The following is a 23308-nucleotide window of genomic DNA, read 5'->3' as shown; positions in this document are numbered from 1 at the left end:
AAGTTCTTGGCACCTTCATCAAACGCCCACACTTATCGACTGTTAATTTTTAAAGAACTTTATTCGGTACTGCATCATCTGCTGCGTTGCTTCGAATCGTTTTGTTCGTCAGCAGCAGAGGAAAGAGAGTATGAAGTGTTTTTCGTTTTTCGTCAACCCCTTCGTTTCGCTTCGTCGCAGTTTTCACTGCTGACCTCATCACGCTAACCGTTTGATTTGGCTTGCGTTTTTTCGGTCAGTGCCGAAGCGGAGGCGAACTATAGCAAACCAACTACCCGGTCCGCAAGAGCATGCGAAAGAAAGTTTGGCGACTACAACAGCCAGTCGATCGGGAGCCACGACAATGCCTTTACCACAGCCCGTTTGAACCAGCTCGTGCCAGGCTCCGTCTCATGGCGGACCACCTGATCGCCACGCCGCTCGATCCAGATCACCGAGCCCCGCTCATCGAGTCGTACCTCATAGGCGCGCGTCGGCAATGTCCTGTCCAGGGTCTCGGTCAGGCGCGCGGCCAGCGCCGGGCTATCGATCACGACGCCCATTTCGGTATTCAGGTGAATCGACCGCTGGTCGAAATTGAAGGAGCCGACAAAAACCCGGTTGCCATCTACCCCGAAGGTCTTGGCATGCAGGCTCGCATCCGAACTGCCGATTCCGCTGCCGCTGCCGCGCTTTCCGCGCGACGGCTCGTCGGTTGCCTCGCGGCGCAGTTCATATAAGGTCACCCCCGCCTCGAGCAGGGGCTTGCGCCACTTGGCATAACCGGCGTGCACCGCCGCGACGTCGGTCGCCTCGAGGGAATTGGTCAATATTCTGGTCTGCACACCTTTGTCGGCCAAGCCGACGAAGGCATCCACACCCTCCTTGCCCGGCACGAAATAGGGCGACACCAGCTCGAGGTCACGCGTCGGTTCACCCAGCAGTTCCTTGAGCTTGACGGCGATATTCGCTTCGCGCGCGGCCTTGCCCACCACCTTGGCGGGATCGTCGCTGACGAATTTCGTGCGCGCCCACTCCAGCGGCAAGCTCCCTCCCACCAACTGCTCCAGGAATGCGGAGCGCTTGATCGCATCCAGATAGGCCTGCGCCTCGGCATCGGGTTTGAAGGCCGGCTCGGCGACGGCATCCGGCGCCAGCAGCACCAGCGGGTAGGCGGATGGGCTGTTCCAGTACAGGTCGAAATCATCCGAGACCGCCCGCACCACCGGGCCGGCCGCGATGACATCGAGATCGGCGAACGAAATTTCGCCCGCTGCGCCGAAATACTCGTCACCCACATTGCGTCCGCCCACGATCGTGACCTGGTTATCGGCGGTGAACGATTTATTGTGCATGCGGCGGTTGAGACGCATGAAATCGGCGGCCATGCCGACCATCCTCATCGAACGGATAGCATTCGGATTGAATAGCCGGACCTCGATCATGGGATGGGCGTCGAGCGCGGCCAGCGCGCCATCGAGTCCGGCGGTGTTGTTGTCATCGAGCAGAAGACGCACGCGCACTCCGCGCTCGGCTGCTTTCGTGAGCGCGTCGAACATCAGCATGCCGGTGGTGTCGTTACGCCATATATAGTACTGGACATCCAGGCTACGATCGGCAGCCTGCGCCAGGACGGCACGCGCGGCAAAGGCGTCACGCCCATCCGCGAGGGCATGAATGCCCACCAGGCCGGGGTGTGCCATCGTGAGCGGCAGCAAGGCCTTGCCGAGACGGGTATCGTCAGTTTCGACGAAAGCCGTACTTGCCACCCTGCCCTCCAGCGGCGGCAGCGACGAGCAACTCGTCAACGTCAGGGACAGCGCCAGCAGAGCCGCCGGCACCACCAGCAATACTTTGCCGCGCGCGCCCATCGATTACAGCCCTTCGAAGTCCGGCTTGCGCTTGTCGAGGAAGGCCGACATGCCTTCTTTCTGGGCAGGCGTGCCGAAACCGGCGTGGAAATAGCGGCGCTCGTAGGCCACGCCCTGGCTCAGGGTCGTCTCGTAGGCCTGATTGACGCAATCCTTGATCTGCATCGCCACCGACACCGGCATCTCGGCGATACCCTGGGCAATCTTGATCGCTTCAATCATCACCTCGGCCGCCGGATACACGCGCGACACCAGGCCGGTGCGCTCCGCCTCGGCGGCGTCGATCATGCGCGTGGTGAGCAGCATGTCCATCGCCTTCGACTTGGAAATCGCGCGCGGCAGGCGCTGGGTGCCGCCCGCGCCAGGGGTGACGCCGACCTTGATCTCTGGCTGGCCGAATTTGGCGCTGTCGGCGGCGATCAGGAAATCGCACATCATCGCCAGCTCGCAACCGCCACCCAGGCAATAACCCGAGACCACGCCGATGACCGGCTTGCGGATGTCGAGGATGTGCTCCCAGTTACGGCCGATGTAGTTATTGCCGTAGGTTTCCTGGTAATCGTAATTGGCCATCGCGGCGATGTCGGCGCCCGCCGCGAACGCCTTCTCGCTGCCCGTCAGCACGATCACATTGATCGCCGGATCCTTGTCGAACTTGCGCAAGGCGTCGCCCAGCTCGTTCATCATATTGTCGTTCAGCGCATTCATCGCCTTCGGACGGTTCAGGCGTACCACGACAACCTTGCCATGGTTCTCGATCAACAGGTCAGCATATTCCATATCACACCCTTATTTGGTTAATCACGACTCTGCGATTCTAGCGCTTTACGCGCACGTCAAGTCGAGCGGGTTGTTGAGTCAGGGTAGATACGCTGCAAATGATCTGCCGGACGCAAGCCTAGGGAAGCACTGATTTATTCATGGCGGGGAATCGGCCACGAAAAAACGCACCCTGCAGCGTTGCAAATCCTCGCGATACCACGGGGTATCGCTGCGGTTTGCGCCTTGCCGGGCACATTTTTCGTGACCGATTCTCTCCCGCCAGAATAAATCAGTGCTTCCCTAGCGGACCGTGTCCGGCGCCGCGGCTTTGGGCAGCAGCACCCACAACGAACCCTGCTGCTTCATCAGGCCCGCGTTCTCGGTCGCCTCCGGCCCGAAGCCGAAGAAGAAGTCGGCCCGCACCGCGCCGCGGATGGCGCCGCCCACGTCCTGCCCCATCACCAGGCGCTGCAGCGGCGCCCCATCCTTGGGCATGGTGGTCGACAGCCAGACCGGCGCGCCCAGCGGCAGGATGCTGCGATCGATCGCGATCGAGCGGCCCGGCGTGAGCGGCACGTTCAGCGCGCCCCTCGGGCCGGCGTTCGGGTCCGTCACCTTCTGCTCGGTGAAGAAGATATAACTGGCGTTCACGTTCAGTACTTCCTGGCGGCGCGCCGGATTGGCCGCCAGCCAGGCGCGGATCGACTGCGCCGACACCTGGTCGGGCGTCATGATGCCCTGCTCCACGAACCAGCGCCCGATCGCCTTATATGGATGGCCGTTCTGGTCGGCATAGCCGACCCGCACCGTCTCGCCGCCATCGAGCTGCACGCGGCCCGAGCCCTGCACCTCGAGGAAGAAGGCCTCCACCGGATCGTTCACCCACAGCAGTTCCCTGCCTTTCAGTGGCGCGCGGTCGATCTCGGCGCGGCTGTAATAAGGGACCAGCGACTTGCCGGACAGCCGCCCGCGCAGTCGCCGGTTTTGCAAGTCCGGATAGATGCCGCCCAGGTCGACCGTGATCAGATCGTCCGGCACCCGGTACAACGGGGTCTGGTAAGTGCCGCCGCGCTTGCGCGAGCCGTACAGCATCGCCTCGTAGTAGCCGGTGATCATGCCGGTGTCGGTGCCGTCGGGATTGCGCACCTGGTTGGGCACGAAATACGTCTCGAAGAAGCGACGCACCGCCGCTGCATCGCCGGCATCGACCGAGCGCGCCGCCGCGCACGGCGTCTTCCACTCGGCCGCGCGCGTGGCCAGCACGCTGCACGACTGCTGGAAGGCCGGCCAGGCCTGGCGCACGTCGTCCTGCTGCCAACCGGGCAGCGCCTCGAAACTCACCGGCGTGAGGGGCGGCGTCGGTGCGGGCGGCGGTTCGGGTGGAGGCGCCGGCTGCTCGGTGGGCGGCGTTGGCGGCACCACCACCGGCCCTACCGGCGGCGGCATCGTGATGGGCGGCTGTTCCGGCTGCGGCGTGGTCGAGCAGGCGCTCAACAGGCAGACGACGGCGATCAGGGAAGGTACACTGCGGCGTGTCGTATACATAAAAGGTATGGGGACGAATATGTGGATCCTGATGGTGGAAGCCGGCGTGGCGCTGTTCCTGCTCGTATTTATCGTCTGGTGGACCATGTTCGCCGGTCGCAAGGACGTCGACCGCAAGGACGACGACAGCAGCGACAAGCGGCCCTGATCAGTGCAGCGAACGTGGCGGCGACAGCACGAATTCCGGGATCGGGGTCTCGAAACGATGGCCATCCTCGGCCACGCAGAAGTATTCGCCGCGCATCGAGCCCTGGGCGGTGCCGAGCTGGGTGCCGCTGGTGTACTCGAACTGTTCGCCCGGCTGCAGCAGCGGCTGGTGGCCGACCACGCCCAGCCCGCGGACTTCTTGCATCTGGTTGTTGGCGTCAAGGATCACCCAATGGCGTGAGATGAGCTGGGCCGCGATGCTGCCGGTGTTCTTGATCGTGATGGCGTAGCTGAACACGAACTGGCTCCGGTCAGGGTCGGACTGCTCCGGCAGGTATTGCGTTCTGACGGTGACAGTGAAATCGTAGGCGGGCATCGGGTTTCCTTGGATGATCATTAACAAGGCCGCTGCTCTCTACGCGGCGGCCGGCGCGCCGTGTGGCGCAAACAACAATAATGATACCGCCTGCGGCCCGATCCCGGCGCTGCAAGCGGGAAGAACGGGCCGCAAGACGCCAACCCGGGCCCCGACCGGCGTAGAATAGCGGCTTCTTGTTCAATCCCGCCCCATCGTCCCATGACCACCTACCGCATCGCTCCCAGCATCCTGTCCGCCGATTTCGCCCGCCTGGGCGAAGAAGTGCGCAACGTCGTCGCCGCCGGCGCCGACATCATCCACTTCGACGTGATGGACAACCACTACGTCCCGAACCTGACCATCGGCCCGCTGGTGTGCCAGGCGATCCGCCCGCATGTGGACGTGCCGATCGACGTGCACCTGATGGTCAAGCCGGTGGACCGCATCATCCCCGATTTCGCCAAGGCCGGCGCCAACATCATCACCTTCCACCCGGAAGCGTCGGAACACATCGACCGCACCCTGCAACTGATCCGCGACCACGGCTGCAAGGCCGGCCTGGTGTTCAACCCGGGCACCCCGATGCACTACCTGGAACACGTGATGGACAAGATCGACATGATCCTGATCATGTCGGTCAACCCGGGCTTCGGCGGCCAGTCCTTCATCCCAGAAGCACTCAAGAAGATCGCGATCGCACGCCGCATGATCGATGAATCGGGCCGCGACATCATGCTGGAAGTCGATGGCGGCATCAAGGCCGAGAACATCGCCGCCGCCGCCGCCGCGGGCGCCGACACCTTCGTCGCCGGCTCGGCCATCTTCGGCAAGCCAGACTACAAGGCCGTGATCGACGCCATGCGCGCTGAGTTAAAAACCGTGGCCACGGTGGCTAAATAATGCGGGCCGGCGCAGCAGGCATCCGGGCCGCCATCATCGACCTCGACGGCACCATGCTCGACACGGTGCCCGACTTCGAGGCGGCCCTGAACGGCATGCGCGCCGACCTGGGCCTGGGTCCCATCACCCAGGCCGTCATCAAGCCGCTGGTCGGCAAGGGTTCCGAAAAGCTGGTGCGCGATGCGCTGCTGCTCGACTGGGACGCCACACGAGTCGATGCGGCGTATGAAGAAGCGATCGCCGGCTACCAGCGTCACTACCTCGCCATCAACGGCGACCGCAGCACGCTGTTCGACGGCGTGCTCGAAGGCCTGCAAGCCATGCGCGACCTCGGCCTGCGCCTGGTATGCGTGACCAACAAGCCTGTTGCCTTTACCCTGCCCCTGCTCGACCAGAAAGGCCTGGCGCCCTACTTCGAGCAGGTGTTCGGCGGCGACTCGTTCGCGAAGAAGAAGCCGGACCCGATGCCGATGCTTGGCGCCTGCGCCGCGCTCGACCTGCCGCCGGGCTGTGTGGTGGCGATCGGCGACTCGTCCAACGATGCCGAAAGCGCCCGTGGCGCGGGTTGCTTCGTGTTGACCGTTCCATATGGTTATAACCACGGACGCCCTGTACAAGAAATTCAATCCGATGGTATAGTTGATTCGCTACTCGAAGCGGCGGCCCTGATCGCTGCACACAATCGCACCGCAAACTAAGTCATTTAACCATGTTTTTCACCAAAAAACACACTGTCAACCAGACCGGCGCCCTTGAGGCCTGGCTTTGGCGACGCTGGCAATCCTGGGCTAACTAAGCCGTATCGATTGCTGCCGGGTGCGTTCGTTTGCACACTTCCCCCGGCAGGTTTTTTGAAGCACACCACCGCCCCACCAACCCCGGGCGGCACGGAGAAAACATGACCGAACTCGAATTCAAGTCGCTGGCCAACCAGGGCTACAACCGCATCCCACTGATCGCGGAAGCCTTCGCCGACCTCGAAACCCCGCTCACGCTCTACCTCAAGCTGGCCCAGTCCCAGCACACCGGCAAGAACACCTTCCTGCTGGAGTCGGTGGTGGGCGGCGAGCGCTTCGGCCGCTATTCCTTCATCGGCCTGCCAGCCCACACGTTGCTGCGCACCACCGGCAATCTCACCGAGATCGTCAAGAACGGCGAAGTGATCGAAACGCACGAGGGCAATCCGCTCGACTTCATCGAGCAATTCCAGGCGCGCTTCAAGGTCGCCTTGCGTCCCGGCCTGCCGCGCTTCTGCGGCGGCCTGGCCGGCTACTTCGGCTACGACACGGTGCGCCATATCGAGCGCAAGCTGGCCGATACCGCCCCGCGCGATGAACTGGGCCTGCCGGACATCCAGCTGATGGTGACCGAAGAACTGGCCGTGATCGACAACCTGTCCGGCAAGCTGTACCTGATCGTGTATGCCGACCCGGGCCAGCCAGAAAGCTACTCGCGCGGCCGCCAGCGCCTGAAAGACTTGCGCATGATGCTGCGCCGGAGCGTCGACGCCCCGGTCACCTCGAGCTCGGTGCGTACCGCCGAAGTGCGCGACTTCGGCAAGGAGGATTACCTCAAGGCCGTCGCGAAAGCCCATGAATACGTGATGGCGGGCGACCTGATGCAGGTGCAGATCGGCCAGCGCATCCGCAAGCCCTACGTGGATTCGCCGCTGTCGCTGTACCGCTCGCTGCGCTCGCTGAACCCGTCGCCGTATATGTACTACTACAACTTCGGCGATATGCAGATCGTCGGCGCCTCGCCCGAGATCCTGGTGCGCAACGAGCTCTCGCTAGACGCCGGCCGCAAGGTCACCCTGCGCCCGATCGCCGGCACGCGGGGCCGCGGCGCGACGCCCGAGCAGGATGCGGCGCTGGCCGAAGAACTGCTGAACGATCCGAAGGAAGTCGCCGAGCACGTGATGCTGATCGACCTGGCGCGCAACGACATCGGCCGCATCGCCGACACCGGCAGCGTCAAGGTGACGGACCGCATGGTCATCGAAAAATACTCGCACGTGCAGCACATCGTCTCCAACGTCGAAGGCAAGCTGAAAGACGGCATGTCGAACCTCGACGTGCTGCGCGCCACCTTCCCGGCCGGTACGCTCACCGGCGCGCCGAAGGTGCGGGCGATGGAAGTCATCGATGAATTAGAGCCTGTGAAGCGCGGCATCTATGGCGGCGCCTGCGGCTACCTGAGCTTCGGTGGCGAGATGGACGTCGCCATCGCGATCCGCACCGGCGTGATCAAGGATGGCAACCTGTATGTGCAGGCCGCGGCCGGCATCGTGGCCGACTCGATCCCCGAGATGGAATGGCAAGAGACTGAAAAGAAAGCGCGCGCGGTGCTGCGCGCGGCCGAGCAAGTGCAAGATGGCCTGGATGGGGAGTTCTGACATGCTGCTAATGATCGACAACTACGACTCGTTCACCTACAACATCGTGCAATACTTCGGCGAGCTGGGTGAGGACGTGCACACCGTGCGCAATGACGAGATCACCATCGAACAGATCGCAGCATTGAGGCCCGACCGCATCTGCATCTCGCCGGGCCCGAAGGCGCCGAAGGATGCCGGCATCTCGCTCGACATCCTGCGAGAATTCAAGGGCAAGCTGCCGATCCTGGGCGTGTGCCTGGGCCACCAGGCGATCGGCGAAGCCTTTGGCGGCAAGGTAATCCGCGCCAAGCAGGTCATGCACGGCAAGACCTCGAGCATCGCCCACATCGGCGAAGGCGTGTTCACCGACCTGCCCAGCCCCTTTACCGTGATCCGCTACCACTCGCTGGCTATTGAACGATCCTCGCTGCCGTCCTGCCTCGAAGTGACGGCGTGGACCGACGACGGCGAGATCATGGGCGTGCGCCACAAGGACTATGACATCGAGGGCGTGCAGTTCCACCCCGAGTCGATCCTGTCCGAGCACGGTCACGCCCTGTTCAAGAATTTCCTGACGCGCTAAGACATCGCTGTCGTATGCACCGTCATTCCCGCGAAGGCCTAGGCGGCCCCGCAGGAATCCAAGTCTTCTCCGCAGCCTGGAACTGATTAAGCACCCGGGCACGCAACGAACTTAGGTTCCCGCCTGCGCGGGAACGACGGTTTCACCGCTAGCTGAATAAAAAGACTGGAACCATCATGCCGATCACCCCACAAGAAGCGCTGCTGCGCTGCATCGAACACCGCGAGATCTTCCACGACGAGATGCTGCATTTGTTCCGCCAGATCATGGCGGGTGAGATGTCGCCGACCATGGTCGCGGCCCTGACCATGGGCCTGCGGGTCAAGAAGGAAACCATCGGCGAGATCACCGCCGCCGCCCAGGTGATGCGCGAGTTCTCGACCAAGGTGCCGATGGCCGACACCACCCACCTGCTCGACATCGTCGGCACCGGCGGCGACGGCGCCAACACCTTCAATATCTCGAGCGCCTCGATGTTCGTGGCCGCTGCCGCCGGCGCGCGCGTAGCCAAGCATGGCGGCCGCAGCGTCTCGTCCTCGTCCGGCAGCGCCGACGTGATCGAAGCCTTCGGCGCCCACATCGACCTGAAGCCCGAGCAGATCGCCCAGTCGATCGCCCAGACCGGCATCGGCTTCATGTTCGCCCCCAACCACCACGCGGCGATGAAGCATGTGGCGCCGGTGCGGCGCGAGCTGGGCGTGCGCAGCATCTTCAACATCCTCGGGCCGCTGACCAATCCGGCCGGCGCACCGAACATCCTGATGGGCGTGTTCCACCCCGACCTGGTCGGCATCCAGGTGCGTGTGCTGCAGCGCCTCGGCGCCGAGCATGCGGTGGTGGTGTGGGGGCGCGACAATATGGACGAAGTCTCGCTTGGCGCCGGCACCCTGGTCGGTGAGCTGGTGGGTGGCGAGATCCGCGAATACGAGATCCACCCGGAAGACTTCGGCCTGTCGATGATCTCGAGCCGCAACCTCAAGGTGAGCAATGCCGAAGAGTCGAAGGCGCGCATACTCGAAGCGCTGCGCGGCGAGCCTGGCCCGGCCCACGACATTGTGGCCCTGAATGCCGGCACCGCGCTGTATGCGGCCGGCGTGACCGGCTCGATCGAAGCCGGTCTGCACAAGGCGCGCGAAGCGATCGCCTCCGGCGCCGCCATCGCCAAGCTGGAGCAGTTCGTCCAGATCACGCGCCAGCTCGGCGCCGTCAATTAAACGTATTGCGAGAGCATCGATGTCCGACATCCTCAACAAGATCCTGGCCGTGAAGGCCGACGAAGTGGCCGCCGCGCGCAAGCACCGCGACCTGTACAGCCTGCGCAGCGAGGTCGAAAGCGACCGCGACGCGCGCGCCGCCCTGCGCGGCTTCGAATCCAGCCTGCGCGCGAAAATCGCCGCGGGCCAGGCCGGCGTGATCGCCGAAGTCAAGAAAGCCTCGCCATCGAAAGGCGTGCTGCGCCCCGACTTCCAGCCGGCCGCGATCGCGCAAAGCTATGCCGAACACGGCGCGGCCTGCCTGTCGGTGCTGACCGACGTCCAGTTCTTCCAGGGTTCGGTGGATTACCTGCAGCAGGCGCGCGCCGCCTGCGCGCTGCCGGTGCTGCGCAAGGATTTCATGGTCGACCCGTATCAAGTGTATGAAGCGCGCGCGATGGGCGCCGATGCGATCCTGTTGATCGTGGCGGCGCTCGACCACGGCCTGATGGCAGAACTGGAAGCCTGCGCCATGGACCTCGGCATGGACGTGCTGGTCGAAGTGCACGACGGCGAGGAACTCGATGCCGCGCTCAAGCTCAAGACGCCGCTGCTGGGCATCAACAACCGCAACCTGCGCACCTTCGACGTCACCCTCGACACCACGCTCGGCCTGCTGCCGCGCATCCCGAAGGACCGCCTGGTGGTGACCGAATCGGGCATCCTCGGCCCGGGCGACGTGCAGCGCATGCGCGAGGCCGATGTCCACGCCTTCCTGGTCGGCGAAGCCTTCATGCGCGCGGAAAATCCTGGCCGCGAACTGCAGCGCCTGTTCGCATAACGTTAAAGAACGGTAGAGGAACTCCGGATGCACGGATGGGTCGAACAGGTACGCCAATACCGGCGCGACCTGCGACTGTCCTGCATCCGCCATGAAGAACTCTTATCGCAGCATCTTCTTCTTTCTTGCACTGACCGTGCTCGCGGCCCTGGCCGCATGCGGCACGTCGACCCAGCCACCGGCGCCTGCGCCACAGGCCCAAGCGGTGACCATTCCGCTGACACCCATCCCCGCCCCTCCGCTAACGCGCACGCTCAACGCCTATAAAGCCGACGTCGCGCGCCACGTCATGCAGCGCAATCCAGAAAGAGTGTTCGAGGGAGAATTGCCGCCCATGCTGCCGGCGGTGGTGGTGCTGAACATCACGGTCGACCGCGCGGGCCAGCTTGCCGACGTCCAGGTGCAGCGCTCGCGCGACCAGGGCGCCTCCGAGGTTGCGCTGGCTTCGCTGCGCCGCAGCGGTCCGCTGCCGCCACCCGATGGACTGGGGCCGGAGCATGCCGACCTCATGACGTTCTCCGAGACCTTCCTGTTTGGCGAGCGTTACCGCTTCCAGCTGCGCACGCTGGCGGGGCCGCAGCGCGCAGGCTTGTAGCTTAGAACCTACCGGGATAGATTCTTAGTGAGGGTGGCAGGATGCCGGCGCCGGGTGGCCGGCGGCGTCCTGTGCGCGAGCGCTGCAACGCTTGCAGTGACGGCGGTTGCGCAGGTGCGCATACAGCAGCATGAAGCCGCTGATGACGGCGCATACCGCTTCGGCGGTTTCGCCGAACAGCGGGCTGACGACGAAGACGGCGCCCAAAAAGATCGCCAGGCCGGCGCAGCCGACCAGCAAGGTGGTCTTGTCGCGATGCTTCAGGTAGCCGGGCACCAGCGCCAGCAAGACCGGCAAGGTGATCGCCGCGATCAGCGTGTCGTGGAAGGTGTCGTGCACGTGGGCCAGCCCGAGCATCGGAAACGCCAGGATCACGAGTGGCATCGCCATGCAGTGCAGCAGGCACAGGATCGATGCCGCCATGCCGGCGACATCGCCGTATTTGATCAGGGATTTCATGAACCCTTATTCCTTTCTTTAAAACCGGCGTCGCGAGAAGCGTCCGCCACGCCGGTGGATCGGGTCCGTTTAGAACAGTACGCGCAGGCCGGCCGTCAGGTTACGGCCGGTGAGCGGTGCATAGTCCTTGATGAACGAGGTGTGGCTGTAGGCCAGGCGATCGGTCACATTGTTCAGGCGCAGGTACAGCTGCGCCGGCAGCGTGCCGATGCGGGTCGAGTAGTGCGTGCTGAGGTTCAGCGTGGTGTAGCCGGGCGTCTCGGTCTCGAACTCGGCGATCTTGTCCTGCTTGCCCACGCGGACCAGCTCGGCAAGGCCATTCCAGGCGCCCCAGTCGCCTTCGAGCTTGACGCCGATGCGGTGCGCCGGGGTGCGCGGAATGTCGCGGCTGCCCGGGCCTTCGTCGAAGCGGGCGCGGACGTAGTCGCCGAACAGCGTCGTCGTCCACACCGACGACAGGTTGTGCGCAACCTCGCCTTCCAGGCCGGTGAAGGTGGCGTCGCGCTGGGCGTAGTTGATCAGCTGCAGGCCTTCGAACTCGCCGCGCGTCTGCGAATAGATGTAGTCGCCGATGCGGTTGTGGAAGGCGCTGAGCGAAAAGGTAGTGCGGCCGGCGAACTTGCGCAGGGTCAGGTCGAGGTTGTTCGACGTTTCCTTGACCAGGTTCGGGTTGCCGATCTCATAGGTGTTGGTCGCCAGGTGCGGGCCGTCCGCGAACAATTCCTCGGCAGTCGGCAGGCGGTGCGTGTGCGACAGCGAGGTGCCCAGCGAGTATTCCGGCGCGAACTTCCAGACGGCGCCGACCGACAGCGAGGTGCCGCGCGTGTGGCTGTCGGGCTTGTCCACCTCGACGTCGACATCCTGCCACTCGTGGCGCACGGCGGCCTCGAAGCGCACATTGCCCAGCTTGTATTCCTCGGTCAGGAAGGCCGCATGCTTCTTGGTCAGGGTCGGCGGCACATAGGCCTCGGCGCCGATGGCCGAGAAATCGCGGCGGGTGGTCTGCAGGCCGAACACGCCATGCCAGCCCGCAATCGGCGCATGCACGAACTCGAGGCGGCCGTCGTGGCCCTTGTTCTTGAAGGTGGTGGCGACCGCGCTGCCCTCGACCTCGTCGTGGATGTAGTCGGTGAACGAGGCGCGCAGGCGCACACGCTCGATGCCGGCCACCGGGTTGCGGTATTCGCCGCGCACATCCCAGCGTTCGCTATCGAGGTCCACCACCGGCGCCTCGATCTCGCCCGCCTCGTTCTCGAAGCCATGGCCCGGCAGGCCGTACTTGCCGCGCTCCTTGGTGAAGGCGGCGCCCAGGTAGCCGTCCTTGCCGACCCAGGACATGCCCACGGTGCCGGTTTCGGTTTCCTTATAGCTGCCCGGGACGCGGCGGCCGCCTTCCCAGTCCTTGCCGACGCGGTAGTCGTCGGCATCGCGCTTGACGCCTTCCACGTGCAGGGCGACGTTGCTGCCCGCGGCCGTGGTCAATTCGACGGCGCCGGTCTTTTCGCGCGCCGCCGAATTGGCGCGCACTTCCGCACTGCCTTCCAGGCCGTTCTCGGGCATCGCGGTCGGCACCTTGCGGTCGATGATGTTCACCACGCCGCCGACGGCGCCGCCGCCATAGGCCAGGGCCGACGGGCCGCGCAATACTTCGATGCGCTCGGCCAGGACAGGTTCAAAGGCAACAGCGTGGTCGGGACTGATGGTGGACGCATCCTGGATCTCGGAGCCGTCGGACAGGATCTTCACGCGCGGGCCATCCATGCCGCGGATGATCGGACGGCTGGCGCCGGCGCCGAAGTGGCTCGAGGTAATGCCCGGCATGCTCGACAAGGTTTCGCCCAGGGTCGACTGACGGGTACGCACCAGCTCATTGCCGCCGATCGACGTCACCGGCGTGACCATGTCGTCGCTGGCCACGCCGAGTCCGCTGGCGGACACAATGACGGTTGCCGGCGCAGCGGTCGCTGGAGCTGCGGTCGCTGGTGCTGCGGTCGATTGTGCATGGGCCGTCAGCGGCGCGCCAAGCGCCAGCAAGCAGGCCAGTGCGAGCGGCGTGCGCTTGCCGGTGAAGTCAGTCATGGGAATCCTTGGTCGTCGAATGCGCCGTGGTGGCAATGATGCACCATAAGCGAAATCTAATGATAACCCATTATCGTTAAGGATTCAACGCAGCGCAGCAATTGCGTGCAGCTATAAAACGGCTGTACACCATAAACGTCGTTCTATCGACACCATTAAATACGTCGTCCCCGCGCAGGCGGGGACCCAAGTTTTCCAGCGTCGCAACTACGTAAAGCGTAGTGGCTGCGCGAAGGACTTGGGTCCCCACCTGCGCGGGGACGACGTGCTTGGGCTAACGGTGAACGGTGAACGGTGATCAGAAAATGACCCGAATGCCCGCCGTCAGGTTACGCCCGGTCAGTGGCGCCGCGTTCTTGATGAACGAAGTGTGGCTATACGCCAGTTCGTCGGTCAGGTTGTTCAGGCGCGCATAGAACTGGGTCGGCACGCCGCCAATGCGGGTCGAGTAATGGGCGCCGACGTTGAGCATATTGTAGCCGGCGGTCTCGGTCTCGTAGTCGGCCAGCTTGTCCTGCTTGCCCACGCGGTAGAACTCGACCATGCCATGCCACTGATTCCAGTCGCCATCCAGCTTGACGCCGAGGCGCGAGGCCGGGATGCGCGGCAGGTTGCGGCTGCCCTCGCCCTCGTCGAAACGGGCGCGCACGTAGTCGCCGAATACGGTCGCGCTGATCGCCGGGCTCAGCTTCTGGCGGATCTCGCCTTCGAGGCCGGTGAAGGTGGCGTCGCGCTGGGCGTATTCCACCAGCTGGAAGCCTTCGTGGTTGTCCAGCGTGTGCGCGTAGATGTAGTTGTCGACGCGGTTGTGGAAGGCGCTGACCGAGAACGTGGTGTCGCCTTCGAATTTGCGCAAGGTGAGGTCGACGTTGTTCGAGGTTTCCTTGTCCAGGTCCTGGTTGCCGACTTCATAGGTGGCGGTGGCCAGGTGCACGCCGTCGGCATACAGTTCTTCGGCGGTCGGCAGGCGGTGGCTGCGCGACAGCGAGGCGCGCAGGGAGTATTGCGGCGCCAGCTTCCATACGGCGCCGACCGAGGCCGAGGTGCCGCGCGCATCGGTATCGACCAGGCCGGGGGCATCGACCTCGATGTCCTGCCATTCGTGGCGCAGGCCGGCCTCGAAGCGCCAGTTATCGAGCTTGTATTCCTCGGTCAGGAAGGCGGCGTGCTTCTTGGTGAGGGTCGGCGGCACATAGGCTTCCTCGCCGATCGCCGAGAAGTCGCGGCGCGTGGTCTGCAGGCCGAACACGCCGCGCCAGCCGGCCAGCGGCGCGTGCACCGCTTCCAGGCGGGCGTCGTGGCCCTTGTTGCGGAACGAGGTCGAGACGACGTTGTCTTCCAGCTCGTCGTGGACGTAGTCGGTGAACGAGGCGCGCATGCGCACGCGCTCGATGCCGGCCACCGGATTGCGGTACTCGCCGCGGATGTCCCAGCGCTCGCTGTCGAGCTTCACGACCGGCACTTCGCCGTGCTCATGGTCATGGTCGTGATCGTGGCCTTCCTCGCCGTGCTCGTCATGGTCATGACCCTCCTCTTCTTCATGACCGCCGCAGTGCAGGTGCGAGCCATGCGGGTGGCAGCTCGCGAACTCGTGGCCGTGGCCCGGGATGCCGTATTCGGTGCGTTCCTTGGTGAAGGCGGCGCCGATATAACCGTTCTTGCCGATCCACGACAGGCCGACGGTGCCGGTCTCGGATTCCTTGTAGCTGCCGTTCACGTGGCGGCCTTCGCTCCAGTCCTTGCCGACGCGGTACTCGTCGGCATCGCGTTTGACGCCTTCCAGGTGCAGGGCCAGGTTGCTGCCGGCGGCCGTGGTAAATTCGAAGGCGCCGGTCTTTTCGCGCGCCGCCGAATTGGCGCGTACTTCGGCGCTGCCTTCCAGGCCCTTCTCGGGCATCGCGGTCGGGATCTTGCGGTCGAGGATGTTCACCACGCCACCCACCGCGCCGCCGCCATAGGCCAGGGCCGACGGGCCGCGCAGCACTTCGATGCGCTCGGCCAGGACCGGCTCGAAAGCGACGGCGTGGTCGGGGCTGATGGTCGAGGCATCCTGGATCTCGGCGCCGTCGGACAGGATCTTCACGCGCGGACCGTCCATGCCGCGGATCACTGGACGGCTGGCGCCGGCGCCGAAGTGGCTCGAGGTGATGCCGGGCTGGTGGGCCAGGGTTTCGCCCAGGGTCGATTCGCGGGCGCGCACCAGTTCACTGCCGCCGAGCGAGGTCACCGGGGTGATCATGTCGTCGTGGACCACGCCCAGGGCGCTGGCGGACACAACCACGGTCGGCACGCTGTCCGGGTCCGAGGCCGCACGGCTCGTCGTCTGGGCATGGACGGCCAGGGGCGCGCCGAAGGCCAGCATCAACGCCAGGGTCAGCGGTGTGCGCTTGCAGGAAAAGTGAGACATGGTGGTTCCTCGAAATGAATGGAGCGGCAGGATGCATATGGTGCCGATAACGATAATACGTTATCATTAACGTTGAAATGATAAGGCATTATCATTAAGCATTCAACCGCTTTTTGGCGCTTTTTGATTCCAGTGCGCGCTTTGAGGTATCCTTCGCCCTATGCAACGCAATACACGTCAAAAAACCGCCATCCTGCATGCGATCGAGCATGCGCAGCGCCCGCTTTCGCCACAAGAGATCCTGGACGAAGCCAGCCGCGAGGTCAGCCAGCTGGGCATGGCGACCGTGTACCGCAACCTGAAGTCGCTGGTGGACGACGGCGCGCTCAAGGTCGTCACCCTGCCGGGCGAAGGCGCGCGCTACGAGTCGACCAGCGCCGCCGAACACCACCATCATCACTTCCAGTGCACCGTCTGCCAGCGCGTATTCGACGTGCACGCCTGCCCGGGCGACATCGAGCACATGGCGCCGAAAGGCTTCAGCGTCGAAAGCCACGAGCTGACCCTGTACGGCCGCTGCGCCGACTGCCTCAAGTCCTGAACAACCGCATAAAAACAAAAACGGCCGGCGCGCAAGCGACCGGCCGTTTTCATATGGCCTGGCTGTTTATTTTCCGAGCACGTTCAGCACGGCCAGGGTCATCGCCTGGGCGCCGGTCTTGATCGACGGCTCCGGCACCGGCGCGTAGAACGGCGAGTGGTTGAAGGCGATCGGCTTGCCGCCCTCGCGCTCAGCTTCCGCCACCACCTTCGGATCGTAGACGCCGGTGAAGAAGAACATCGACGGCACGCCTTCGTTGGCATACAGCGAGAAGTCTTCGCTGGCGGTCATGGCCGGCATGCGCTTGGCCTTGTCGGCGCCGAAGGCTTCCTTGAACACCACCTCGGTCTTGTTCACCAGCTCGGTGCTGTTGACGATGGCCTGGCCACCGCCGCCGATCAGCATGTCCGGCTTCGGCGCACCGGCCATCGCGGCCGAACCTTCGGCCACGCGGCGCACGCCTTCGAGCAGCTTGGCGCGCACAGTCGGGCTGTACGAGCGGATGGTGCCGCGCACCTGCACGCTGTCCGGGATGATGTTGCCGACCGTGCCGCCCTGGATCGAACCGACCGTCACCACGCCGAACTCCTTCGGATCCTTCTCGCGGCTCACCACGGTCTGGACGTCGACCACGAACCGCGCCGCGATCGCCACCGGGTCGATGGTTTTATCAGGCGCCGAGCCATGGCCGCCACGGCCCTTGAAGGTGATCTCGAGCCAGTCCGAGTTGGACGATACCGGACCGTCGTTGAAGCCCACCGTGCCATGGGCCAGCGGCCAGGAATGCAGGGCGAAGGCGTAGTCCGGTTTCGGGAAGCGCTTGAACAGGCCGTCGTCCAGCATGGCCTTGGCGCCGGCGACGATTTCCTCGGCCGGCTGGCCGATGAAGACCAGGGTGCCCTTCCACTGCGATTTCAGTTCGACCAGGGTGCGGGCGGTTGCGAGCCAGCTGGTCATGTGAATGTCGTGGCCGCAGCTGTGCATCACGAAGGTGTCGCGGCCTTCGCTGGTGGCGCGGGCGCGGCTGGCGTACGGCAGGCCGGTGCGCTCTTCCATCGGCAGGCCGTCCATGTCGGTGCGCACCAGGACCGTCGGGCCGGCGCCGTTCTTGAGCACCGCGACGATGCCGGTCTTGCCGACCTTCTCGGTGACGGTGAAGCCGAGCTTGCGCATCTCGGCCGCCAGCTTGCCGGCGGTGCGCACTTCCTGGAACGCGATCTCGGGATGGGCGTGCAGGTCTTTATAGACCGCGTCGAGCCATGGGTACATGGCGTCGACCTTGGCGACGACGTCGTTCTTGAGCGGGGCGGCCTGCTGGGCCTGGGCGACGTTCGTGGACAGTGCCAGCGACGCGAAAACGGCGGCTGCCGCGGCGATACGAGTAAAGGTCATGGGATACTTATCGTTGTGAAGATTCTTGTCCATTACACCGCGCTCGGCCGCTTGATCGCGGCCGACTTGCGCCCGGCCACCGCCTGCGCCAGGCTGATGCCCGGCACACGGTCGCCCTGCAGGGTGACGTCGAAGGCCATCAGCTCGTCGCGGCGGAAGGCGTGCACGGTCACGCGGTCGCCGACGCGGTAGCGCGCCAGCAGCGCGTCGACGTTCGGCGGATTGCCGTTCACGCGCAGGCCGTCGATCGCGATCACGACGTCCAGGGCCGACAGGCCGGCCTGGTGGGCGGCGCCGCCCTCGTGCACCTGGGTGAGCTTGGCGCCGAGCGGGTCGCGGCCGATGCCGGCGTCCAGCGAGGCCTTTCCGCCCTTGCGCTCGTCGACCAGCTTCACGCCCAGCGGCGCGTACAGCTTGGCCAGCGGCAGGTCCTCGGTGCCGCGCACATAACGCTCGAACATGTTCTTGAGTTTGAGGCCGCTTATCTCGTCGAACAGCGCTTCGACTTCCTGTTCCGTCACGCCGCGGCCGGCGCCGTTGTAGAAGTCGCGTCCATAGCGCTCCCACAGCGCCAGCATGATGTCGTCCAGCGATTTCGCGCCGCCAGTTTTGGCGCGGATGGTCAGGTCGAAGGCCAGCGCGATCAGCGAACCCTTGGTGTAGTAGCTGATGATCGCGTTCGGCGAATTCTCGTCCTGGCGGTAGTACTTGCTCCAGGCGTCGAAGCTCGAATCGGCCACGCTCTGCTTGAGGCGCCCGCTGCCGCGCAGCACGCCGCCGACCGTCTTGGCCTGCAGCTTGAAATAAGTCGCTTCGCCGATGATCCCGGCGCGCACCAGCATCAGGTCGTCGTAATAGCTGGTGAAGCCTTCGAACAGCCACAGGAGCGGCGTGTAGTTCTCGGCCTGCAGGTCGTAGGGGGCAAAGGCGGCCGGCTTGATGCGCTTGACGTTCCAGGTGTGGAAGTACTCGTGGCTGCACAGGCCCAGGAAGCGCAGATAACCCTCGCCCGGTTCGGCCGCCTTCGGCGTGGCCAGGCTTGGCAGGTCGGCGCGCGCGCAGATCAGGGCGGTCGAGGCGCGGTGTTCGAGGCCGCCATAACCATCGCCCACGGCCATGGTCATGAACACGTAGCGCTCGAGCGGCGCGCGCTTCGTCTTCGGTTCGAAGAAGGCGATCTGGGTCTCGCAGATCGCTTGCAGGTCGGCCTGCAGGCGCGCCATGTCGAGGTTGGGCACGCGGCCGGTGATCACGATGTCGTGCGGGATGCCATGGGCCTTGAAGGTGGCCAGCTCGAAGTCGCCCATCTCGACCGGATGGTCGATCAGTTCGTCGTAGTTGGCGCAGGCATAGGCGCCGAAGCCGTAGCGCTTGGCGCCCGCTTCAGGCATCGCAGTGGCCACGCGCCAGGTTTTGGCGGCCGGGTCGGCTGGGCGCTGGATGTCGACCTGGTGGACGAGCGACTCCTGCCCCACCACGCGCAGGAACACGCTGGTGCCGTTGAAGAAGCCGTGGGTCTGGTCGAGGTGGGCGGCGCGCACCGACAGGTCCCAGGCATATACCTCGTAGTGCAGGGTCAGGGGGCCTGCGGTAGGCGCGGCGCGCCACGAGTGTTTATCCAGCTTGGTGAGCGCGAGCGGCTGGCCGCCGCTCTCGGCGCGGATGCGCACGATATTGCGCGCGAACTCGCGGATCATGTAGCTGCCCGGAATCCAGGCTGGCAGCACGAACGCCTGGCCGTCGGGATCAGGATTGGCGACCGTGACGGTGACGTTGAACAGGTGACCGGCCAGGTCTTTGGGGACAATCGTGTAGTGGATGGCGTTCTGCTTTTTCTGCGATGGCTTTTTCATGATCTTCTTGAATGGTCTCTCGGGACGCGCCGAATGGACATAGTGTAATCCATCGGGCGAAGCAAAACGCGCGCCATGCATGGCGGGTGGGCGGCGCGTCGGCTAGGCCGGCAGGTCGGAAGGGGAATCGATGTCGCGCAGGATGCCGGGGTCGGGCACGTCGATCGTGGCGACCGGGCTGCTTTGCAGCAGGCGCCGCGCGCCCTGGTCGCCGTCCAGCGCCAGCAGGGCATCGCGGTGCTGCGCGCCGAAGGCGACCGGATTGCCGCGCCGGCCCTCGAACAGGGGCGCGGCAATGGCGACGCCCTCCTCGACCGCAGCGTCCAGCGCATGCAGGGTGGACGGGGCGACGAAGGGCATGTCGCCCAGCGCCACCAGCCAGCCGTGGCCGGGCGCCTGACCGGGCAGGGAGTGGCCGATCGCGTGGGCCAGCGACAGGCCCATGCCGCCGTCGGCATCCGGGCACACCGTCACCTCGCAGCCGAGCTGGCGCAGCACGTCTCCCACCCCGCCATCGGCGGGCGGCACCACCGCCACCACGCGTGGGAACACGGCCAGCAGCGTACGCGCGCTGGCGGCGACCACCAGTTCGCCGCCGGGCAGGCGCTGCAGCAGCTTGTTGCGGGCGCCATCCGGGTCGAAGCGGCGGCCCCGTCCCGCAGCCAGCAGGATGCCCGTCAGCGCCATGGCTTCAGGCCTCCAATGCCGCGGCGGCATCCTTGATAGCCGCGCGGATCCGCTGATAGGTGCCGCAGCGGCACAGATTGCCGCTCATGGCGTTGTCGATGTCGGCGTCCAGCGGGCGCCGGTTGGTGCGCAGCAGCGCGACAGCGCTCATCACCTGGCCGCTCTGGCAGTAGCCGCATTGCGGCACATCGTGGCGCACCCAGGCATCCTGGACGGCCTTGCCGACCGGGTCGTCCTGCATCGCTTCGATGGTGGTGATCGCCTGGCCCGCGACCGCGGCGATCGGGGTGACGCAGGCGCGGATCGGGACGCCGCCCAGGTGCACGGTGCAGGCGCCGCACAGGGCCGCGCCGCAGCCGAACTTGGTGCCGGTGAGGTTGAGGTTGTCGCGCAGCGCCCACAGCACGGGCGTGGCGGGATCGGCGTCGACTTGCAGGTCTCTGCCGTTGATGTTCAATGTGAGCATGCACGCTCCTGGGCGACAACCATGACCGGCGCCAGCCTTATTTCGCCGGCTTCGCTTCCAGCGAATCGAACTTGGCTTCGAGCGACTTCAGGTCGATCGCGCCCGGGATGCGGGTGCCGTCGCTGAAGAAGATGGCCGGCGTGCCGGTGATGCGCAGCTTCTGACCGAGCGCCAGCACCTTGTCGTTCGGCGATTCGCAGGCGGCCGGCGCCGCCGGTGGCACCTTACCGTTGATCATCCAGTCATCCCAGGCCTTGTTGCGGTTCGGCGCGCACCAGATGTTCTTCGACTTCGTGAACGAATCCTGGGACAGGATGTTGTACATGAAGGTATAGATGGTGACGTTGTCGATCTCGTTGAGCGTCGTCTGGCGCAGGCGCTTGCAGTAGCCGCAGTTCGGGTCCTCGAACACCGCGATCGTGCGCTTGCCATTGCCCTTGACCTGCTTGAGCGCCATCTCGAGCGGCAGGTCGCTGAACTTGATCTTGTTGATGTCGTCGATGCGCTCGCGCGTCAGGTTGCGCGAACTCTTGACGTCATACACCTGGCCGATCACGAGGAACTCGCCCTTCTTGTCGGTGTACAGGATGTCGCCAGCGACCCGTACCTCATACAGGCCGCCGTACGGGGTCTCCTTGACCGATTCGATCTTGGCGCCGCCCAGGTGCGGTTCGAGCGCCTTCTTGATGTTTGCCTCGACCGTGTTCTGCGCATCGACGCACGATGCGAGCAGCGCCGTCGCCAGCAGGACGGCGAGCTTCATTTTGATCATGCTTGATTCCTCAGATTGATGACTTGCCCATCGCATGCGCCATCAGGCGCCGCTTCAAAGCAGGCATTTTATCAAGCAAGTTGAGTCCAAGATTGCGCATTACGCGTACAGGCTCCAGATTTGCCCCGAACAGGCGCTCCAGCCCATCGGTAGCCAGCTGCATCATGACCACGTCTTCCTTGCGCTTGCGGGCATAGCGCGCCAGCACCCGCTCGTCGCCGATGGCGCGCCGCTCCTCGCGCTCGCGCACGGTGGCGAGCAGGTCGACCACGTCGCCGAAGCCCAGGTTCATGCCATGCCCGGCCAGCGGATGCACGGCGTGGGCGGCGTCGCCCACCAGCGCCACGCGCGGCGCCACGATCGCATGCGGCTTGACCAGCGCCAGCGGCACCGCCGCCACGGCCTCGGGTTGCAGGGGACGCAGGGCGCCCAGCTTGTCGTCGGCATACTCGCCGAGCCGGATCGCCAGTTCGCCCAGCGACTCGTCCATCAGGGTGTCGGCCAGGGTCTCGGGCGCCGACCACACCAGCGAGACGCGGTTGCCCGGCAACGGCAGCAAGGCGATGATGCCGTCGGCGCAGGTGAACCACTGATGGGCCACGCCATGGTGCGGCTTCTCGCAGGCGAAGTTCGTGACGATGGCGCGCTGGTGGTACATGCGGTAATCGACGCCGATGTCGCACTGCCCGCGCACCCACGATTCGCGGCCGTCGGCCCCGACCAGCAGCGCGCACTCGATGCGGCGGCCGTCTTCCAGGCGCAGCGCGGCGCCCTCGTCGCTGCAGGTGAGCTCGCAGGCCCGGCCTTCGACCCGCTGCACGTTGTGGGCGAACTTGAGCGCGGCATCCAGCGCCTGATTCAGGTTATGGTCTTCGACGATCCAGGCCAGGGTGCCGACCCGGGCCCCGAAGGCGTCGAAACCGAGGTTGCCGCCACCCTCGCCGTCGCCATGCACGTCCATCGCATCGACCGCGGCGACGCGCGCCAGGTCGAGGGCGCCCCAGACCTTGAGCGAGGCCAGCAGGTCATGGGCCGTATGGTTGAGCGCGTAGACACGCACGTCCCACGGACGCTCCGCAGCCGAGGACGACGACGGCGCCTCGGCCGCGGGACGCGCGGGCGGCGCCAGCAGGGTCACGCTATGCCCGGCCTGGGCAAAGCCGAGGGCGGTGGTCTTGGCGATGGCGCCATTGCCGACGATGCAAACATCGGTCCGGGTAGTGGAGGTCGTGGGCGTGGTCATGGTGCTCATTATAGCGATATGCCAATCCACACCTTGCCGGCGTCGGCATGCGTTTACGGCTGAGCCGGGGTCTACATGCCACCCGGAACACACAAAGCATTCACGAGTACTTGCGCAACTGAAAATCGCTGGCTATAATCATGCCTCTCTTGGCCTGGTAGCTCAGTTGGTAGAGCAGAGGATTGAAAATCCTTGTGTCGGTGGTTCGATTCCGCCCCGGGCCACCAAGAATATCGAAAAAACGCCAACCCTCACCGG

At 64.9% G+C, this 23308-nt stretch carries 23 protein-coding genes and 1 tRNA gene; 11 read left to right on the top strand and 13 right to left on the bottom strand.

Annotated elements, in window-relative coordinates; translation table 11 throughout:
- Positions 1-207 (top strand): hypothetical protein (locus AC3A6F_RS23050; protein WP_487685526.1); only part of this gene is annotated, 207 nt, incomplete at its 5' end.
- A 104-nt stretch (positions 208-311) separates the two neighbouring features.
- On the opposite strand, the gene AC3A6F_RS23045 is transcribed toward AC3A6F_RS23050, so the two are convergent.
- The 3 genes from AC3A6F_RS23045 to mltA all read right to left on the bottom strand — a co-directional run bounded on the left by AC3A6F_RS23045 (position 312) and on the right by mltA (position 4157).
- Positions 312-1850, bottom strand: coding sequence for a phospholipase D family protein (locus AC3A6F_RS23045; RefSeq protein ID WP_487685523.1), 1539 nt, complete (start codon positions 1848-1850; stop codon positions 312-314).
- A 3-nt stretch (positions 1851-1853) separates the two neighbouring features.
- Positions 1854-2630 carry an enoyl-CoA hydratase gene (locus AC3A6F_RS23040; protein ID WP_487685520.1) on the bottom strand — a complete coding sequence of 259 codons (777 nt, stop codon included), beginning with the start codon at positions 2628-2630 and terminating at the stop codon, positions 1854-1856.
- Between the two features lie 282 nt (positions 2631-2912).
- Positions 2913-4157 (bottom strand): murein transglycosylase A, encoded by a 1245-nt coding sequence (mltA, locus tag AC3A6F_RS23035; RefSeq protein ID WP_487685517.1) that lies wholly within the window; start codon positions 4155-4157, stop codon positions 2913-2915.
- A gap of 19 nt (positions 4158-4176) precedes the next feature.
- Between mltA and AC3A6F_RS23030 the strand changes: the two genes are divergently transcribed.
- Entirely contained in the window at positions 4177-4305 is a 129-nt protein-coding gene (locus AC3A6F_RS23030; protein ID WP_267874139.1) for a hypothetical protein, read from the top strand.
- On the opposite strand, the gene apaG is transcribed toward AC3A6F_RS23030, so the two are convergent.
- Entirely contained in the window at positions 4306-4680 is a 375-nt protein-coding gene (apaG, locus tag AC3A6F_RS23025; RefSeq protein WP_109345171.1) for a Co2+/Mg2+ efflux protein ApaG, read from the bottom strand.
- A 201-nt stretch (positions 4681-4881) separates the two neighbouring features.
- Here apaG and rpe point away from each other — a divergent pair, with 201 nt between their 5' ends.
- The 7 genes from rpe to AC3A6F_RS22990 all read left to right on the top strand — a co-directional run bounded on the left by rpe (position 4882) and on the right by AC3A6F_RS22990 (position 11151).
- A complete protein-coding gene (gene rpe / locus AC3A6F_RS23020; protein ID WP_320475387.1) occupies positions 4882-5562 on the top strand; it encodes a ribulose-phosphate 3-epimerase in 681 nt (226 codons plus the stop codon).
- A complete protein-coding gene (gene gph, locus AC3A6F_RS23015; protein ID WP_487685510.1) occupies positions 5562-6260 on the top strand; it encodes a phosphoglycolate phosphatase in 699 nt (232 codons plus the stop codon). Before rpe ends, gph begins: the two co-directional genes overlap by 1 nt.
- Positions 6261-6460: 200 nt before the next feature.
- Positions 6461-7957, top strand: a complete 1497-nt coding sequence (gene trpE / locus AC3A6F_RS23010; protein WP_487685508.1) for an anthranilate synthase component I — start codon at positions 6461-6463, stop codon at positions 7955-7957.
- Between the two features lies 1 nt (position 7958).
- Positions 7959-8522: an anthranilate synthase component II gene (locus tag AC3A6F_RS23005; RefSeq protein ID WP_487685505.1), complete on the top strand. Its 564-nt coding sequence runs from the start codon at positions 7959-7961 to the stop codon at positions 8520-8522.
- Positions 8523-8698: 176 nt separating this feature from the next.
- Positions 8699-9736, top strand: a complete 1038-nt coding sequence (trpD, locus tag AC3A6F_RS23000) for an anthranilate phosphoribosyltransferase (RefSeq protein WP_487685502.1) — start codon at positions 8699-8701, stop codon at positions 9734-9736.
- A 19-nt stretch (positions 9737-9755) separates the two neighbouring features.
- Entirely contained in the window at positions 9756-10556 is an 801-nt protein-coding gene (gene trpC, locus AC3A6F_RS22995; protein ID WP_487685499.1) for an indole-3-glycerol phosphate synthase TrpC, read from the top strand.
- A gap of 91 nt (positions 10557-10647) precedes the next feature.
- Positions 10648-11151, top strand: a complete 504-nt coding sequence (locus tag AC3A6F_RS22990) for a TonB C-terminal domain-containing protein (protein ID WP_487685496.1) — start codon at positions 10648-10650, stop codon at positions 11149-11151.
- A 24-nt stretch (positions 11152-11175) separates the two neighbouring features.
- Here AC3A6F_RS22990 and AC3A6F_RS22985 read toward each other — a convergent pair whose 3' ends face one another.
- From AC3A6F_RS22985 to AC3A6F_RS22975, 3 genes are all read right to left on the bottom strand, one after another.
- Complete coding sequence (locus AC3A6F_RS22985) at positions 11176-11610, bottom strand: MerC domain-containing protein (protein WP_487685493.1); 435 nt, start codon at positions 11608-11610, stop codon at positions 11176-11178.
- A gap of 69 nt (positions 11611-11679) precedes the next feature.
- A complete protein-coding gene (locus AC3A6F_RS22980; protein ID WP_487685490.1) occupies positions 11680-13689 on the bottom strand; it encodes a TonB-dependent receptor in 2010 nt (669 codons plus the stop codon).
- A gap of 298 nt (positions 13690-13987) precedes the next feature.
- A complete protein-coding gene (locus AC3A6F_RS22975; RefSeq protein WP_487685487.1) occupies positions 13988-16096 on the bottom strand; it encodes a TonB-dependent receptor domain-containing protein in 2109 nt (702 codons plus the stop codon).
- Positions 16097-16256: 160 nt separating this feature from the next.
- On the opposite strand from AC3A6F_RS22975, the gene AC3A6F_RS22970 reads away from it, so the two are divergent.
- Positions 16257-16637, top strand: coding sequence for a Fur family transcriptional regulator (locus tag AC3A6F_RS22970; protein WP_123072168.1), 381 nt, complete (start codon positions 16257-16259; stop codon positions 16635-16637).
- Positions 16638-16703: 66 nt separating this feature from the next.
- Here the strand turns inward: AC3A6F_RS22970 and AC3A6F_RS22965 are convergent, their stop codons facing one another.
- The 6 genes from AC3A6F_RS22965 to AC3A6F_RS22940 all read right to left on the bottom strand — a co-directional run bounded on the left by AC3A6F_RS22965 (position 16704) and on the right by AC3A6F_RS22940 (position 23050).
- Positions 16704-18029 (bottom strand): amidohydrolase, encoded by a 1326-nt coding sequence (locus AC3A6F_RS22965; protein WP_487685484.1) that lies wholly within the window; start codon positions 18027-18029, stop codon positions 16704-16706.
- A gap of 32 nt (positions 18030-18061) precedes the next feature.
- Positions 18062-19882 carry a M61 family metallopeptidase gene (locus AC3A6F_RS22960; RefSeq protein ID WP_487685482.1) on the bottom strand — a complete coding sequence of 607 codons (1821 nt, stop codon included), beginning with the start codon at positions 19880-19882 and terminating at the stop codon, positions 18062-18064.
- 102 nt (positions 19883-19984) lie between these two features.
- On the bottom strand, positions 19985-20569 hold the full coding sequence (locus tag AC3A6F_RS22955; protein WP_487685480.1) for a nucleotidyltransferase family protein: 585 nt from the start codon (positions 20567-20569) through the stop codon (positions 19985-19987).
- Positions 20570-20573: 4 nt separating this feature from the next.
- The gene (locus tag AC3A6F_RS22950; protein WP_123072164.1) at positions 20574-21035 is read right to left on the bottom strand and encodes a (2Fe-2S)-binding protein; all 462 of its coding nucleotides are present in this window, start codon (positions 21033-21035) and stop codon (positions 20574-20576) included.
- 37 nt (positions 21036-21072) lie between these two features.
- A complete protein-coding gene (locus AC3A6F_RS22945) occupies positions 21073-21807 on the bottom strand; it encodes a DsbC family protein (protein WP_487685477.1) in 735 nt (244 codons plus the stop codon).
- A gap of 10 nt (positions 21808-21817) precedes the next feature.
- Positions 21818-23050, bottom strand: coding sequence for an FAD-dependent monooxygenase (locus AC3A6F_RS22940; RefSeq protein WP_487685474.1), 1233 nt, complete (start codon positions 23048-23050; stop codon positions 21818-21820).
- 151 nt (positions 23051-23201) lie between these two features.
- On the opposite strand from AC3A6F_RS22940, the gene AC3A6F_RS22935 reads away from it, so the two are divergent.
- A tRNA-Phe gene (locus AC3A6F_RS22935) sits at positions 23202-23277 on the top strand.
- Positions 23278-23308 lie beyond the last annotated feature (31 nt).

Source organism: Massilia sp. Soil_C_3 (assembly GCF_057657035.1).
Note: the sequence above shows the minus strand (reverse complement) of the source record. Positions and strands in the feature narration are given on the sequence as shown.

Coding starts and splice junctions, on each gene's coding strand:
- AC3A6F_RS22960 (WP_487685482.1), bottom strand. CDS start 19,882: ATGAAAAAGCCATCGCAGAAAAAGCAGAACGCCATCCACTACACGATT.
- AC3A6F_RS23045 (WP_487685523.1), bottom strand. CDS start 1,850: ATGGGCGCGCGCGGCAAAGTATTGCTGGTGGTGCCGGCGGCTCTGCTG.
- AC3A6F_RS22990 (WP_487685496.1), top strand. CDS start 10,648: ATGAAGAACTCTTATCGCAGCATCTTCTTCTTTCTTGCACTGACCGTG.
- AC3A6F_RS22980 (WP_487685490.1), bottom strand. CDS start 13,689: ATGACTGACTTCACCGGCAAGCGCACGCCGCTCGCACTGGCCTGCTTG.
- AC3A6F_RS22945 (WP_487685477.1), bottom strand. CDS start 21,807: ATGATCAAAATGAAGCTCGCCGTCCTGCTGGCGACGGCGCTGCTCGCA.
- trpE (WP_487685508.1), top strand. CDS start 6,461: ATGACCGAACTCGAATTCAAGTCGCTGGCCAACCAGGGCTACAACCGC.
- gph (WP_487685510.1), top strand. CDS start 5,562: ATGCGGGCCGGCGCAGCAGGCATCCGGGCCGCCATCATCGACCTCGAC.
- AC3A6F_RS22965 (WP_487685484.1), bottom strand. CDS start 18,029: ATGACCTTTACTCGTATCGCCGCGGCAGCCGCCGTTTTCGCGTCGCTG.
- AC3A6F_RS23040 (WP_487685520.1), bottom strand. CDS start 2,630: ATGGAATATGCTGACCTGTTGATCGAGAACCATGGCAAGGTTGTCGTG.
- AC3A6F_RS23030 (WP_267874139.1), top strand. CDS start 4,177: ATGTGGATCCTGATGGTGGAAGCCGGCGTGGCGCTGTTCCTGCTCGTA.
- AC3A6F_RS22975 (WP_487685487.1), bottom strand. CDS start 16,096: ATGTCTCACTTTTCCTGCAAGCGCACACCGCTGACCCTGGCGTTGATG.
- rpe (WP_320475387.1), top strand. CDS start 4,882: ATGACCACCTACCGCATCGCTCCCAGCATCCTGTCCGCCGATTTCGCC.
- AC3A6F_RS22970 (WP_123072168.1), top strand. CDS start 16,257: ATGCAACGCAATACACGTCAAAAAACCGCCATCCTGCATGCGATCGAG.
- AC3A6F_RS22940 (WP_487685474.1), bottom strand. CDS start 23,050: ATGACCACGCCCACGACCTCCACTACCCGGACCGATGTTTGCATCGTC.
- apaG (WP_109345171.1), bottom strand. CDS start 4,680: ATGCCCGCCTACGATTTCACTGTCACCGTCAGAACGCAATACCTGCCG.
- trpC (WP_487685499.1), top strand. CDS start 9,756: ATGTCCGACATCCTCAACAAGATCCTGGCCGTGAAGGCCGACGAAGTG.
- AC3A6F_RS23005 (WP_487685505.1), top strand. CDS start 7,959: ATGCTGCTAATGATCGACAACTACGACTCGTTCACCTACAACATCGTG.
- AC3A6F_RS22985 (WP_487685493.1), bottom strand. CDS start 11,610: ATGAAATCCCTGATCAAATACGGCGATGTCGCCGGCATGGCGGCATCG.
- AC3A6F_RS22950 (WP_123072164.1), bottom strand. CDS start 21,035: ATGCTCACATTGAACATCAACGGCAGAGACCTGCAAGTCGACGCCGAT.
- AC3A6F_RS22955 (WP_487685480.1), bottom strand. CDS start 20,569: ATGGCGCTGACGGGCATCCTGCTGGCTGCGGGACGGGGCCGCCGCTTC.
- trpD (WP_487685502.1), top strand. CDS start 8,699: ATGCCGATCACCCCACAAGAAGCGCTGCTGCGCTGCATCGAACACCGC.
- mltA (WP_487685517.1), bottom strand. CDS start 4,157: ATGTATACGACACGCCGCAGTGTACCTTCCCTGATCGCCGTCGTCTGC.